This is a genomic window from Parabacteroides sp. B2-S-102, from assembly GCF_023656665.1.
Taxonomy (GTDB): domain Bacteria; phylum Bacteroidota; class Bacteroidia; order Bacteroidales; family Tannerellaceae; genus Parabacteroides; species Parabacteroides distasonis.
On the sequence record NZ_JAMOKM010000001.1, the window covers coordinates 526,091 to 541,736 of the forward strand.

The following is a 15,646-nucleotide window of genomic DNA, read 5'->3' on the forward strand; positions in this document are numbered from 1 at the left end:
CTAACTTTAATGGAAATGAACTATTTCAAGAAGACCGGTAAGATGATGGTAGCCGCATGTATGCTTGCGGGACTGCCGTTTATTCCCGGTACGGTTTCAGCGTCCGAACTTCAGACACAAATGATGTCTGTTCAAATGGAAAGTACGACATTAAAAGAACTTTTCGATTTGATCGAGGAAAAATTCAATTACACGTTCCTTATCCGTAACAATGACATCAATCTGAATGAGCGTATCTCAATCGACATGTCGAACCGCTCGGTCGAGGAGATTTTGACGACGGCGCTGAAAAATCAGCATGCTGATTTTGTTGTAAACAACAATAGGATTGTTGTTTACAAGTCATCTTCTAATCCAAATGAATTGAGAAACACGGAGAGAATGGTGGCGCAGCAGACGATTACGATTTCAGGTACCATTGTTGACGCGGTGACGGGTGAGCCGGTAATCGGCGCGAACGTGCTTGTGAAAGGCACTACGAACGGTACCAGTACCGATTTCGATGGAAAGTTTAGTTTGGAAGCTCCGGCCGGAGCTACTTTGGTCGTTTCTTACATCGGTTATGTGAACCATGAGGTTAAAGCGACTAGTGCTCCGATGACTATCCGTATCAAGGAAGACACTCAGAACCTTGAGGAGGTGGTTGTTGTTGGTTACGGCGTGCAAAAAAAGGAAAGCTTGACGGGTGCCATGCAGGTGGTGAGCAACGAGAAATTGTTGGATGCCACTAGCCCTACGGTCGAGAACTTATTGTCTGGTAAGGCTCCGGGCGTGCAGGTTACTTCGGGTGGTGGTCAGCCGGGCGCTGCCGGTAAGGTGGTGATCCGTGGTAAGTCTACGGTAAACGGTAGCACGGACCCTCTTTGGATCGTGGATGGCGTAATCGTCGGTACGGATGCGGGTAGCTTGAACCCGGCTGATATCGAATCCATGTCTATCTTGAAGGATGCCGCTTCAACCGCTATCTATGGTTCTCAAGGAGCGAACGGTGTTATCGTGGTGACTACGAAGAAAGGTAAGATCGGAAAAGCTACGATCAACGCTTCCGTAAAGATGGGTGTGAACCAGTTGCACCGTGGAAACATGAATATGATGAACGGCGAGGAATTATATGATTATTATAAATCTTTCGCTAATCAAGACGCCCTTCCGAGTTATTTTACGGAGGATTTGCGCAACCGTAACTTCGACTGGTGGAAAGAGGGTACGCATCTGGGCTTCGCTCAAGACTATAACGTATCTGTTTCCGGTGGCTCAGAGAAGATCAAGACGTATACATCCGTTGGTTACTATAATGAGGATGGTGCCGTGAAAGGATATGACTACAAGCGTTATAACTTGCGTTTCAATGTGGATTACCAAGCGACGGATTGGTTGACTATCAAACCTAAAGTATGGGCTACCCGTAGCGACGTGATGGACCAGCAGCAAGATCTAGGCGCTATCATGTACGTTAATTTCCCTTGGGACTCCCCGTATGACGAGAATGGCGACTTGATCCAGCAATACAGGCCGACCGATTGGGTGAATAGCGATGCTACAAATTACTTGTATGACCTGCAATGGAATTATGAGAAGAAAACTTCCTATGAGTTTATGGGAAACTTTGACTTCGATATCAAGTTTACCGATTGGTTGACTTTTGCGTCCGTGAATAGCTATAAATATAATAACATTCTTTTCAAAGGCTATAACGATCCTCGCTCTAAGGCAGGAGAGGCCGACAATGGATTGTTGCAAGATAAGACCACAACTTCTTATCGGGTATATAGCAACCAATTGCTTCGTTTTAATAAGGTGTTCGATAAACATTCCATCAATGCGATATTGGCTTATGAGTGGAACTCTTATACCCGGGAAATCAAGGATCAGACAGCGGCTAGTTTCGCTCCGGGTTTCTCCGTGGCAGATGTAGCGACAACTCCTAAGACAATAAAAGGATCGCAAGAGGAATGGGCTGTACAATCCTATTTGTTCAATGCCAATTATGCGTATGACAATCGTTATTTATTGTCTTTCTCTTTCCGCCGAGATGGTGCCTCAAACTTTGGTGAGGATGCTAAATATGGTAATTTCTTCTCTGTTAGTGGTGGTTGGAATATCCATCAGGAGGAATTTTTCAAGGCAAAGGATTGGGTACAGCAATTGAAGTTGCGCGCTAGCTATGGTTCTGTAGGTAATCGTCCTACTGAGCTGTATTCGCAGTATACTTTGTATGCTATGTCTACGGGATACAACGGTGATCCGGGTGCGGTAATTGCTCAAAAAGAAAATAAGAACTTGACATGGGAGAAAACCTATACGGCGGGTGTAGGTATCGACGCTATCTTGTTCGATCGTCTGACTATTAATTTGGATTATTACAATAAGAAAACAACCGATTTGCTTTATAAAGTGCCTCTGCCCGGTGTGACAGGTATCACGGGTATCTATCGTAACGTTGGTTCTGTTAAGAATAATGGTTTCGAGGTTTCATTAGGTGTGGACATCTTGAAAGGTGGTGATTGGAATTGGAGCGTTGCCGCTAACTTGGGCTTGAACCGTAATAAGATCACAGAATTGTATGGTGGTAAGAGCGAGATTATTACTGCCAACGCAGGAACAAGCTATTACATCTATATGGATAAGATCTTGACTCCGGGTCAGGATGTGGATACTTGGTATGGAACTGAATGGGCTGGCGTAGATCCGCAAACAGGAGCTCCGTTGTGGTATACAACAAATGAGAAAGGAGAACGCATAACAACTTCTGATTATAGCGAGGCTTCCAAGCACCAGACTATATTAGGAAAATTAAGCCCTGACTTCTACGGTGGTTTCTCTACAAATCTATCTTGGAAGAATATCGATTTATCCGCAGTCTTCGGTTATTCGGTAGGAGGTGAGATTTACAATTATGACCGTTCTATGTATGATAGTGATGGTGCTTATGTAAACTATAATCAAATGAATTTAAGGGATGATTGGAATCGCTGGGAAAAACCGGGCGATATCGCTACCCATCCAAAAGCTGAATATGGTAATAAGAGCCAATCCAGCAAGGGATCTTCCCGTTACTTGGAGGATGCGAGCTATTTACGTTTGCGTAGCTTGACATTAGGCTATACGTTACCTTGGAAGATCCAATATGTAGACAATGTCCGTCTTTCTTTCTCGGGTGAGAACTTGTTTGTTCTTTCGGGTTTCTCTGGAGTGGATCCGGAACTTCCTGCTGAGGTAGGAAGCCAATACAAGGCTGGTTCGGTTGGTGTGGCCATTTCTCCGTACCCACAAGCCCGTAAATTTATGTTTGGTTTAAATGTTACATTTTAATTAAAGGAATAAGAATGAAAAAAATAGCTATAGTGGCTCTTGCGGCAGCGGCCACATTTATAACAAGCTGTGATATCGAACGTATGCCTTATGATAAGTATACGGAGGACAAGATCATGGAAGATAAGGATGCTGCGGTTGATGTCTTATTAAACGGTTGCTACGCTAAATTGAAAACTGCATCTGAGCATTTACACTATTGTGGAGAGTTCCCCGGGGATAACGTTTGCAAGGATAAGCCGACCACAAATCCATTCGGTACTTACTTTACTTATCAGCATACCGTTAATAATGGTGGGCTTTCTACGGTTTGGAACAGTGCTTATAATATCATCTCGCAGACAAGTTCTTTAATGAAGATGATCAATGAGAATGAATCTCCAGAGTTGAACCAAAAGTTGGGTGAGGCCTATTATATGCGTGGCATGATGTATTTTTATCTGTGTCGTGTGTTTGGCCGTCCTTATTATCAAGAACCGGAGAAGAATCTGGGTGTACCTATTGTGAATGGTATGCCTGAGGATATGGATAACCTGGATCTTCCGGATCGTTCTTCCGTGAAAGATACGTATGAGCAAGTTCTGTCTGACTTGAAAAAGGCAGAAGAGTTGATGTCTGATTTTAAGTCGCCTGCCTATGCCTCAAAGTATGCGGCTCAAGCCTTGTTGGCCAAGGTTTATATGTATATGAGTGGTACTTTTGAGAATCCGAATAAGGAATACGCTCAATTATCTTATAATTATGCGAATGAGGTAATCGAGAGTAATCAATTCTCCTTATTGAGTCGTTCGACGTTTATGACATATAATGAGCTTGCTCCGGATGCGGCTTCTCAAACGGAGACTATTTTTGCCGTGAAATTCATTGCTTCGGATTGGGATGATTGGGGTAGCCCGTTAGGTAGTATGTATGCGGAGATTGATGGTCAAGGCTGGGGTGAGGTATACGCTAGCGCTAAATACATGGATTTGCTGCATGAGACAGGTAAAAATACGGATGCCCGCGAGGCTTTTATCCATCCACAATATAAGAAGAATGATGCGGGAGATCAAATTCCGGCTTTCCGTTTCGTCGCTAACTTGTATACGGACGGAAAGATTTCCGGTTATGTATATCGTCAGGGTGAGACAAAGGAAGTAGGTGGTAAGTTAATCGCTACCGTGGATGATGAAGAGTACACATTAACTCCCGTAGATGTGGATAATAAACGTTATTCTATTAGTTATAAGGGAAAAACTTATGTCGGTGATTATGATTACCTGATGTTAGAAAGCCAAGGTAATCCGAAATTCTATAGTTATAAATGCTCTAAGCAAGAAGGTTATCCCCACCTTTATTCACCGGTTATCTCTCGCTTAGGTGAGTTATACCTGATTCGCGCCGAGGCTAGCGCTAAATTAGGAAACTATACAAAAGCATTAGCCGATTTGAATACCGTTCGTACCCGTTCCTTACCTAACGCCGGATATAAATCTTTGGATGCGACAAACGCTCATGAGCTTATCATGAAAGAACGTCAGTTGGAATTAGCTTATGAGGCTGACCGTGGTTTTGATGTATATCGTGTAGGCGATACGATGAAACGTCATTACCCGGGATTCCATGACGGCGTGCCTGAATATCCTGCTACCAGCCCGTTGGCTATCCAGTATATTCCGCAGTCTGAGATTAACGCTTATCCGGGTACATTAACTCAGAATCCGTAATAAGCGATGAATAAGTATTGTATAATGAGTGTGTTGGCAGGGTTTTCCTTGCCAACAACTTTAATAGCTCAATCAGCTCCCCGGCAACCTAACGTGGTGATCATCGTGGCCGATGATCTCGGGTATGGTGATCTAAGCTGTTACGGGGCTCATCGCATACAGACTCCGGGAATGGATCGTATCGCAAATGAAGGCATACGCTTTACGCAAGGTTATTGTACGGCGGCTACTTCTACCCCCAGCCGGTATTCCTTGCTTACCGGATTATATCCTTGGACAAATAGGGATGCCAAAATACTTCCCGGCAATGCGGCTCTGATTATCAATACTCAACAGGTTACCTTGCCGAAGGTGATGAAGCAAGCGGGCTATGTCACCGGCTCGGTCGGCAAATGGCATCTAGGATTAGGTGACGGGGTGGTAGACTGGAACCAGCTGGTTTATCCCGGAGCGAAAGAGATCGGTTACGACTATTCTTTTATCCAAGCTGCTACTAATGACCGGGTTCCCTGTATCTTTATCGAGAATGGGAGAGGTGTAAACCTCGATCCGAACGATCCTCTCTATGTCAGTTATAAGGAGAATTTCCCCGGGGAACCGACTGGGAAGGATAATCCTGAATTACTGAGAATGCTCCCGAGTGTCGGGCATGCCGGCGCTATCGTAAACGGTGTACCTCGAATTGGTTTCCAGAAAGGAGGCAAGACCGCCCAATGGAAAGATGAGGATATGGCAGAGTTGTTCCTTGAGAAGGCGAAAGGTTTTATGAAAGAGAATAAGGATAAACCTTTCTTCCTGTACTATGGCTTGCATCAACCGCATGTACCTCGTGTTCCGAACGAGAGATTCGCGGGTAAGTCGGGGATGGGACCTCGTGGAGATGTTATCTTGGAAGCGGATTGGTGCGTGACCGAATTCTTGAAGGAAATGGATAAGTTGGGGCTAACGGAAAATACGTTAGTTGTTTTCACTAGCGATAACGGACCGGTTCTGGATGACGGTTATCAAGATCAAGCCGTGGAATTGGTAGGGGATCATAAGATGGCCGGACCGCTTCGTGGAGGAAAGACGAGCTTGTATGATGGTGGGACCTGTATCCCGTTCATGCTTCGTTGGCCTGCGGAAGTTAAGCCGGGCGCTGTGTCGGATGCCTTGGTTTGCCAGATGGATTTGTTAGCCTCGCTGTCGGCGTTGATCGGACAGACCTATTCTGATAAGGTAGATAGCCAAAACACCTTGCCTGTCTTTCTAGGAAAAGGTGGTAATGGGCGAAAGGAACTTGTCTTGGAAGGTTATTTCAATTATGCGCTACGTGATGGTGATTGGGTCATGATCCCGCCGTATCCGGATACCTATGGTGACGCGGAGGAGGCTGCCTTTGCCGGAAATAGTAACTGTTATCAATTATATAATGTAAAGGAAGACATCGGTCAGCAAGTTAATTTGGCGGAAAAAGAACCTAAAAGACTTCGACAGATGATGATGACCTTCGAGAGGCTAAAAAGGGAAACCGGAAAGATAACGAACTTTTAGTCTTGGACTCTTTATTTTTTCAAAATACTCAATAACGTTTTGATTGAAAAAATATTTTTTTAATTTTGTATCCTCAAAACACAAACTAATTTATAAAATATATGGAAAACACTCGTCGTTCATTCCTTAAGAAAGTATCTGCCGCTGGTATTGGTGCCGCAGGCTTGGCAATGGCTGGAAACGCCGGAGCTACAACAACTGCCGCTGAACCCCAAAAGAAAAAAACAGCCGGTAAAGATGATGGTAAATTACGTTTCGGTTTCATCGGAACGGGTTCTAGATGCCATGAGCATATTAATAATGTATTGGCGATCCCCGGTAATAAGATCGTAGCGATTTGCGATATCCAACAGGGCCCGATCGATAGTACCTTGAAACATATCGCTAAATTTAATGTCCCTGCTCCGAAAGTTTACAAAGGGGGTGAACGTGAATTTGAGAATATGTTGAACAACGAGGAGTTTGATTGCGTGATCATCGCAAGTCCTTGGGAATGGCACGTACCGATGTCTGTCGCCGCTATGAAGGCTGGTGTTCCTTATGTAGGCGTGGAGGTTTCTGCGGCTAACACGTTAGAGGAGTGCTGGGATTTGGTAAATGTTTCGGAAGCAACCGGAAGCCATTTGAATATCATGGAGAACGTATGTTATCGTCGTGACTGTATGGCTGCGTTGAATATGGTCCGCCAAGGTTTGTTCGGCGAGATCTTGCATGGTGGTTGTGGTTATGAGCATGACTTGCGTGAGGTGAAATTCAACGATGGAACTCATTACAACTATGTACCGGGCAGTGGTGATCTTCGTATGGGTCCGACGGCTTTCGCCGAGGCTCAATGGCGTACGAACCATTCCGTACATCGTAATGGCGATATCTATCCGACTCACGGTATCGGACCGATAGCTCATTGTATGGATATCAATCGTGGTAACCGTTTCCTTTCTTTATCCGCTATGGCTACTCAATCTCGTGGATTGCATAAGTTTATCGTGGATAATGGGGGTGAGAATCATCCGTTGGCGAAGGTCAACTTCAATTTGGGAGATATCGTGACTTCTATGATTAAGTGTTCTAATGGACAAACGATTATCGTAACCCATGATACCAATTCTCCTCGCCCTTATTCATTAGGTTTCCGTGTTCAGGGAACTGAGGGTTTATGGATGAACGATGGCGATCATGTATATGTACAAGGAAAGTCTAAGCCTCATCGTTGGGATGATTCCGATGAATGGTTCAAGAAATATGATCATAAATTGTGGGCTTCCTTAGAGTCTCAAGCTGCTGAGGCCGGACACGGTGGTATGGACTATATCATGATGTACGACTTGATCGACGCTATCCGTAATAAGAAACCGGCTCCAATGGACTGCTATGACGCTGCCGCTTGGAGCGCTATCTCCGGCTTGTCGGAGATGTCAATCGCTCGTGGCGGTGCTTTGGTAGACTTCCCGGATTTCACCCGTGGGCAATGGATTCACCGTCAACCGCAATTCGCTTTGTAATAGATTTTCATAAAATACTAGGGAAGGATGTCTTTGTTAAAGGCATCCTTTTCTTTTTTATATACATTTTTCTTGTCTCTTCGAGTATTATGATTATTTTTGTCACTCAAGTTAATCTATTCTATCTAAATTTTAAATTCGTACTATGAAGACAAACAGAAGAGACTTCCTGAAGACTCTTGGAGGAATCGCGGCATTTACGATTGTACCGCGCCACGTGTTGGGTAATGGATTCATCGCTCCAAGTGATCAATTAACAAAAGGAATTATCGGTACAGGTGGTATGGGCCGTGGACATGTGGACTATGCTGGGACTCGTCTTGTCGCTGTGTGTGACGTCGATAAGAATCATCTGGAGCTAGGTAAACAGTTGGTAAAGGATAAGATTGCCGCATACCATGATTTTCGTGATTTGATTCTAGATCCCAATGTAGATATCGTTCATATAGCTACGCCTCCTCACTGGCATGGTATCATGTCTGTCGAGGCCGCTAAAGCAGGAAAAGATATTTGGTGTGAGAAGCCTATGACCCGTACGATCGGGGAGGGTAAACGGGTAATGGAAGCGATGAAGCAATACGGACGTATGTTCCGCTTGAACACTTGGTTCCGTTTCGCTGACCCGTTCTATGGACTGGGCACTCCAGTGAAACCTTTGAAGAAACTGGTTCAAAGTGGTATGTTGGGCTGGCCGCTAAAGGTAACGATCAGCAAGCATACCGGTTTCGACTGGAAGTTCTATTGGGTTGGTAAAGAATATCTGGAACCACAATCGGTGCCTAGTGAGCTGGATTATGATTTCTGGTTGGGTCCGGCTCCTTACAAACCTTATAACCCGCATCGTGTGCATCAGACATTCCGTGGATACTGGGATTATGACGGCGGTGGTTTAGGGGATATGGGACAGCATTATATTGACCCTGTACAATATTTTCTAGGAAAAGATAATACCAGCCCGGTTAAGGTAGAGGTGGATGCTCCGCAACAACATCCGGACGCCGTGGGTACTTGGCGCTCGATTACGTATACCTATGAGGATGGTTGCCAGATCGTACTTTGGGGAGGTGATTACGGGGATCCGAACACACCTTATATTTCCGGACCGAACGGGAATGTTTATAAGAATTTCGTATGTGATATCCCGGATTGGGAGAAAAAGTTATCCGATTATCCCGAACCTGAGCCACAGGTTACCGACTTTATCGAGTGCGTAAAGACTCGTCAGCCTTTTGCCTTGAATGAGCGTAATGGCTTCCGTTCCGCTACGATCGTGAATATGGGTGCCGTAGCCCTTCGTTTGAATCGTACGCTTCACTTTGATCCCGTAAAACTGGAATTTATTAATGATGAGGCCGCTAATCGTTTGTTGGATCAGCCGATGAGAGCGCCTTGGAACATTTAAATACATACACATATGAAAAAAGTATATATATCAATTGCCAGCTTATTGTTGTGCGGTAGTATGTTAATGGCTCAAAGCCCGGCTAATCGTACATCGAAGACGATCGTTGCCGATGTACTGGCACAGATGCCGGCGGAGCAACAAGCTGAATATAACAAATTAATTAATGACTTAAGCTCCACTGGCGAGGAAGGGGTCTTGATGTTGATTAACAAGATTAACGCTCCGGGAAAAGGCAGTAACTCGAACGTGGATTATGCGTTAAGCGGATTGACTCACTACGTGATGGCGAAAGGTGAGGAAAATGCCCGTCTAGCAACAGCCAACGCATATTTGAAAGCCTTAGATAAGGTGAGCGACCGGGAGACAAAGGCTTTTATTATCCGGCAGCTTCAATTACTGGGAAAAGATGAGTGTGTGGATACGCTGGCTAGCTATTTGAACGATGAGAGCCTAAGCGGTCCTGCTGCCCGTGCGTTATCCGCTATCCGTACCGATAACGCTAAGAAGGTTTTGGTGGCTTCCTTGATGCGTCGTTCCGGTACTCCGAAGACGCAAAAGGATATTATCCGTGCGATCGCTGACGTGCAAATCGCTGATGCGGAAAATGTATTGAAAGTGATGCTTGGTTCCAGCGATGAGAATATGCAGAAAGAGGTTCTTTATGCGTTGAGCCGTGTAGGTTCTAAAGCTTCTCTGAGTGATTTAGCCGCCGCTGCCGAGAAAGCCGGTTATAAAATGGAAAAGACCGGGGCGAATGAGGCGTATATCGCTTTGATTAAACGTGTCCTTGAGCAAGGCGATACCAAAGACGCGGAGAAAGCGGCGAATGATTTATTGAAGAAGTCTACGAAAGCGGGCATGACACAGACCCGTGAGGCCGCTCTTCAGATTCTATTGGCCGCTAAGCCGGAAGCCGCTACGAAGAATTTATTATCGGCTTTGAAAGATACGGATAAAGGATACCGTAATGCGGCTTTGAACTTCGCTTCGGGTTTCGCTGATCAAAATGTTTATATCGAGGTCATGAAACACATGTTAAAGGCGAAGCCGGAAGTCAAGGTAGATATCTTGAACTGGATAGGCCGTGAAAGCAAATGCCCGTCTAAACATGACGTGATCAAGAATCTGGAACTTCGTTTTGATCTACCAGCAAGACAAGTTCTTTTGGATCAATTGAAAGATAAGGATTTCTATGTGCAACAGGCCGCTGTTTGGGCCTTGGTTAAAATCGGTGATAAGAGTGTCATTCCTGTGCTGGCTGATTTGTTGAAGAGCAATGACAAGCAAGTGATTTTATTGGGTCAAGATGCTTTGATGGCATTTAACGGCGATATTGATCAAGCAGTCGCTAAAGTGATCCCGTCCGCTTCCGATGCCGGAAAAATCGCTGGTTTGGAGCTGTTGGCGATACGTATGGCCGATGCGAATCTAAATACGGTACTGGATCAGATTAAATCCGGCTCCTCAGAGGTGAAGAAAGCCGCTTATACCGCATTGAAAGATGTAGTATCCGAGAAAGATTTCACTTTATTGTGCGGAATGTTGGAGACTGCGGAGGCTTCAGCTGTCGCTCCGCTTCAAGATGCGATCATTGCCGCCATCTCTAAACAACCGGCGGCAACTCAAGTATCTAACGTGAATCGTCGTATGATACAAGCGGGGGACAGCAAGAGATATCTTTATTATAAGGTCTTATCAGCGACTGGCGAGAAAGAGGCTTTGGCTACGATCGTGGAAGGATTGAATAAAGGAAATGGAGCGGCCAAGGATGCGGCTCTTGACGCTTTGTTGGCTTGGAAGGGTATTGAGGCTGCCGACGAACTATTTAAGGTTTGCCAATCAGCCGCTTCCGATCAAGTATTCGACAGGGCGTTAAAGCGTTATGTGCAGTTGGTATCTAATCCGGCATTTACGAGAGAGAATCGTTTGTTGAGCTTGCGGAAAGTCATGGAGATTGCCCGGACGAGTGAGCAAAAGGCTCTTATTTTACGTCAGATCCAACGGGCGGATACCTTCTTGGCATTGATGTATGCGTCGGAATTCTTGGATTCAAGCGATGCGGCTGTTCGTTCTGCGGCTGTTTATGCGGTTTGGAATATCGCTCGTAACCATCCGGAATATAAGGGTGACAATGTGAAGGCTATCTTGAAACGTGTTTTGACCATGTTTGACGGGGAAGACGCTCGTTATGATATCGATGCCTTGAAGCAACATTTGGATGCGATGCCGGACGAGGTCGGATTTGTCTCTATCTTTAATGGTAAGGATTTAACGGGTTGGAAAGGTTTGGTCGAGAATCCGATCGCCCGCGCGAAAATGAAACCGGCTCAATTGGCGAAAGCGCAGGAGAAGGCAGATGAGAATATGCGTCGTGACTGGAAAGTAGAGAACGGCCTGTTAGTATTTGACGGTACTGGGTACGATAACCTATGTACGGAAAAGCAATATGGTGATTTCGAGATGTATGTGGATTGGATGTTGGATCCGAAAGGCCCTGAGGCTGATGCCGGTATTTATCTGCGTGGTACTCCTCAAGTCCAGATCTGGGATACTTCTCGGGTAAATGTTGGTGCGCAAGTAGGTTCCGGTGGCTTGTACAACAATCAGGTAAACGAGAGCAAGCCTTCGAAAGTGGCCGACAATAAATTGGGTGAATGGAATTCCTTCTATATTAAGATGGTTGGTGACCGTGTGACGGTTGTCTTGAACGGAGAAAAAGTGGTAGATAACGTGATTCTGGAAAACTATTGGGATCGCAAGCTTCCGATTTTCCCGGTAGAGCAAATCGAGATGCAAGCTCATGGCAGCAAGGTCTATTACCGTAATATCTACGTAAAGGAATTGGAAAAACAAGAACCGTTCAAATTATCGCCGGAAGAGGAAAAAGAGGGCTTCAAGGTTTTGTTTGACGGAACGAATATGCATGAGTGGACTGGAAACACGGTTGATTATATCTTGGAAGATGGCTGTATCTCTATGGTCCCAAGCAGTAGTTTCGGAGGTAATCTGTATACCAAGAAGGAATACGGAAACTTTATCTATCGTTTTGACTTCCAGTTAACCCCGGGAGCTAATAACGGTGTCGGTATCCGTACGCCGATGGAAGGAGACGCAGCATATGTAGGTATGGAAGTGCAGGTCTTGGATTGTGAACATCCTATTTACCAAGGGAACATCACTCCGCTGCAACATCACGGTTCCGTATACGGTATCATTCCCGCCCGTGAGGATCATCCGAAAGCGTTCAAGCCGGTTGGAGAATGGAATACGGAAGAGATCATGGCAGATGGCGATCATATCCGTGTGACGGTGAATGGAGTCGTAATCTTGGATGGAAATATTCGGGATGCCGTGAAGAATGGTACGCTGGATGGAAAGGAGCATCCGGGTTTGTTTAACAAAAAAGGTCATATAGGTTTCTTAGGACATGGTTCCCCTGTCAAATTCCGCAATATTCGTATCAAGGAATTGAAATAATTTATATCAGGCTTTGAATATAGAAAGAGATTGTCTTGAGTGATTCGAGACAATCTCTTTTTTATTATAGGGGATTTATACTATTTAAATTATATCTTTGTGAAATCATAGTGTAATTTTATCGGAAGGGATATTTTTATGGAGGATATACAGACTCAATTGGATCAATGTAAATTGTTATTGGATAGAGCGGAAGTTGGCTTGTGGGAAGCCGATTTTGTTCAAAGAAGTTATATCTGTTCCGATTATTTAATGAGTATATTTGGGAAGAAGGGGAATAATCTCTCTTTTTTTGAATTTTACTATATAATCCGGGAAGACTTTAGGGATCTGATTACTACGGATTTTTTATCGATCCAATCTGTCGATACGTATGAGCAAATATTTCCGATAATAACACCGACTGGGGAAAAATGGGTACGCTCCAGATTATGTGAGCGTAAGTTGAATAATGGAGTGTGCGTAAAAGCGTTGGGCATATTACAGATTTTACCTAATTTCAAACTGAAAGAGGAAAAGATTAGTAAGATGATCGATCATAATGAGATGATCTTCCGAAAGCTGTATGTAAATTTACCTGTGGGGGTCGAGCTTTATGACAGGGACGGTTACTTGATTGACCTGAACGCAAAGGATATGGAGATATTCGGTATCCGGTCAAAGAAGGACGTTTTAGGAGTCAATATTTTTAGCAACCCGATTATGCCTAAAGATGTGATCAAGAAACTCAAGGAGAATAAATCCGTGAATTTCCGGCTGAATTATTCGTTTAAGAAGGTCGATGATTATTATAACACCTCGAAAGTAGGCGAGATGGATATCGTTACCAAGGCCAGTATTTTATATGACCAAAGAGGTGAACCTTCCAGCTATTTACTTATTAATTTGGATAATACGGAAAAGATGATCGCCTATAACCGTATTTCTGAGTTTGAGAATGTATTTACCTTGGTCAGCGTATACGCTAAAGTCGGTTATGCCCTTTATGACTTATATACCTTTGAGGGCTATGCCATTAAGCAATGGTATGAGAATATGGGAGAGAAGGATGGAACCCCCTTGTCCCAAATTATTGGGATTTATTCTTATATTCATCCGAACGACGCTGGATATATAAACTCATTCTTTGAGGAGGTAAAACAGGGCAAAGCGCATCATTTCCGTAGGGAAGTGCGTGTGAAGTCTGGTGACGGATGGAAATGGATTTGTGCCAATATCACCCGTAACCCTCAAAGCGTAGACCCGAATAAACCGGAGATGATCTGTATTAATTATGATATCACGGAGTTAAAGGACTCTCAATTGAAAAGGGAAAGGGCGGAAGAACTGGATCGTTTGAAGTCTGCCTTCCTAGCGAATATGAGTCATGAGATTCGTACGCCATTAAATGCCATTGTCGGTTTTTCTCAATTATTGGCGGAAACGGATGATCCCGAGGAGAGGCATGAGTTTGTGGAAATCATCGATAGCAATAATCGGATGTTGCTTCAATTGATCAGTGATATTCTAGATTTGGCAAAAATTGAATCTGGTACGATGGATTTCAAGTTCGCCGATATGAGCGTAAAAGAGGTGATCAATGAGATCGTGACCTCTTTCCGTATTAAGATGCCCGATAACGTAGCTCTGATCGCTCCCAAAGATTCACCGGAATGCCAAATCTATAGCGATCGTATGCGGCTGACGCAGGTAATTTCCAATTTCCTTAACAATGCGATCAAGTATACGAGCGAAGGTTGTATCACCTTAGCTTACGAGATCATAGGTGATGAGATAAAATTCTCCGTGACTGATACGGGGGATGGCATGAGCCAAGAGATACAAGCCCATATCTTTGATCGTTTCTATAAAGGAAATACGTTTAAACAAGGTACGGGCTTGGGGCTATCTATTTGCGAGACCATCGTAAATAGACTAGGTGGTCGGATCGGTGTAAATTCCGAGTTGGGCAAAGGCAGTACGTTTTGGTTTACACATCCCTATTCCTTCTCGCCGAACGCTAAATCTCCTGCATCGCCTAATCCGGGAACGATATAAGAATGATCGTCGAGGTCATTATCTAATGCGGCGATCCAGATTGTAGTCTTGTCATCCGGCATTTTCTTCTGCAAGTATTCCAAGGCTTGTTTGCTTGAGATGATGGAGGCTACGTGTACATGGTCGGGTACTCCTTTGGTCAGCAGGGCCTCATACGCCAATTCCATAGAGCTTCCGGTGGCCAACATCGGGTCGGATATGATCAAGGTTTTACCTTTTAAGCGAGGAGAGGCGATATATTCGATATGAATATCAAAATTCAAACGGTCTTTATATTTGCGGTAAGCGGATACGAAAGCGTTCTCCGCATTATCCAGATACCGAAGGAAACCTTGGTGGAATGGAAGCCCGGCACGCAAGATCGTACTAATCACGATTCGATCGTCCGGCGTATTCATCGGGGCTATACCTAGCGGGGACTGGATGTCTTTCGTACTGTAATGAAATTCCTTACTGATCTCGTAAGCCATGATTTCTCCGATACGTTCAACATTGCGACGGAAACGAAGGCTGTCTTTTTGTATGTCTACATCTCTAAGTTCTGCAACAAACTTGTTTAATATGGAATTTGTGTCTCCAAGATTGACGATTCTCATGAGTCTTTTTTTGAGCCCAAAAGTAATCATTTCCGGACACTAAAAATCATAAGTATGAAATTTTTCATTCATACTTAT

The 15,646-nt window shown here is 44.4% G+C and carries 8 protein-coding genes; 7 read left to right on the forward strand and 1 reads right to left on the reverse strand.

Features of this window, described 5'->3' with window-relative positions:
• The first annotated feature begins 9 nt into the window (after positions 1–9).
• The 7 genes from NBH07_RS02250 to NBH07_RS02280 all read left to right on the forward strand — a co-directional run bounded on the left by NBH07_RS02250 (position 10) and on the right by NBH07_RS02280 (position 14,972).
• A complete protein-coding gene (locus NBH07_RS02250) occupies positions 10–3,312 on the forward strand; it encodes a SusC/RagA family TonB-linked outer membrane protein (RefSeq protein ID WP_005856819.1) in 3,303 nt (1,100 codons plus the stop codon).
• A gap of 14 nt (positions 3,313–3,326) precedes the next feature.
• Positions 3,327–5,018 (forward strand): RagB/SusD family nutrient uptake outer membrane protein, encoded by a 1,692-nt coding sequence (locus NBH07_RS02255; protein WP_005856821.1) that lies wholly within the window; start codon positions 3,327–3,329, stop codon positions 5,016–5,018.
• Between the two features lie 6 nt (positions 5,019–5,024).
• Entirely contained in the window at positions 5,025–6,551 is a 1,527-nt protein-coding gene (locus NBH07_RS02260; protein ID WP_009017476.1) for a sulfatase family protein, read from the forward strand.
• A 101-nt stretch (positions 6,552–6,652) separates the two neighbouring features.
• Positions 6,653–8,053 (forward strand): Gfo/Idh/MocA family protein, encoded by a 1,401-nt coding sequence (locus NBH07_RS02265; RefSeq protein ID WP_005856826.1) that lies wholly within the window; start codon positions 6,653–6,655, stop codon positions 8,051–8,053.
• 145 nt (positions 8,054–8,198) lie between these two features.
• A complete protein-coding gene (locus tag NBH07_RS02270; RefSeq protein ID WP_005856828.1) occupies positions 8,199–9,455 on the forward strand; it encodes a Gfo/Idh/MocA family oxidoreductase in 1,257 nt (418 codons plus the stop codon).
• A 12-nt stretch (positions 9,456–9,467) separates the two neighbouring features.
• Positions 9,468–12,935 carry a DUF1080 domain-containing protein gene (locus NBH07_RS02275; RefSeq protein ID WP_009017475.1) on the forward strand — a complete coding sequence of 1,156 codons (3,468 nt, stop codon included), beginning with the start codon at positions 9,468–9,470 and terminating at the stop codon, positions 12,933–12,935.
• 138 nt (positions 12,936–13,073) lie between these two features.
• Positions 13,074–14,972: a PAS domain-containing sensor histidine kinase gene (locus NBH07_RS02280; RefSeq protein ID WP_005856831.1), complete on the forward strand. Its 1,899-nt coding sequence runs from the start codon at positions 13,074–13,076 to the stop codon at positions 14,970–14,972.
• Here NBH07_RS02280 and upp read toward each other — a convergent pair.
• Positions 14,915–15,568, reverse strand: a complete 654-nt coding sequence (gene upp, locus NBH07_RS02285; protein ID WP_005856833.1) for a uracil phosphoribosyltransferase — start codon at positions 15,566–15,568, stop codon at positions 14,915–14,917. The genes NBH07_RS02280 and upp overlap by 58 nt on opposite strands.
• Positions 15,569–15,646: the final 78 nt, after the last annotated feature.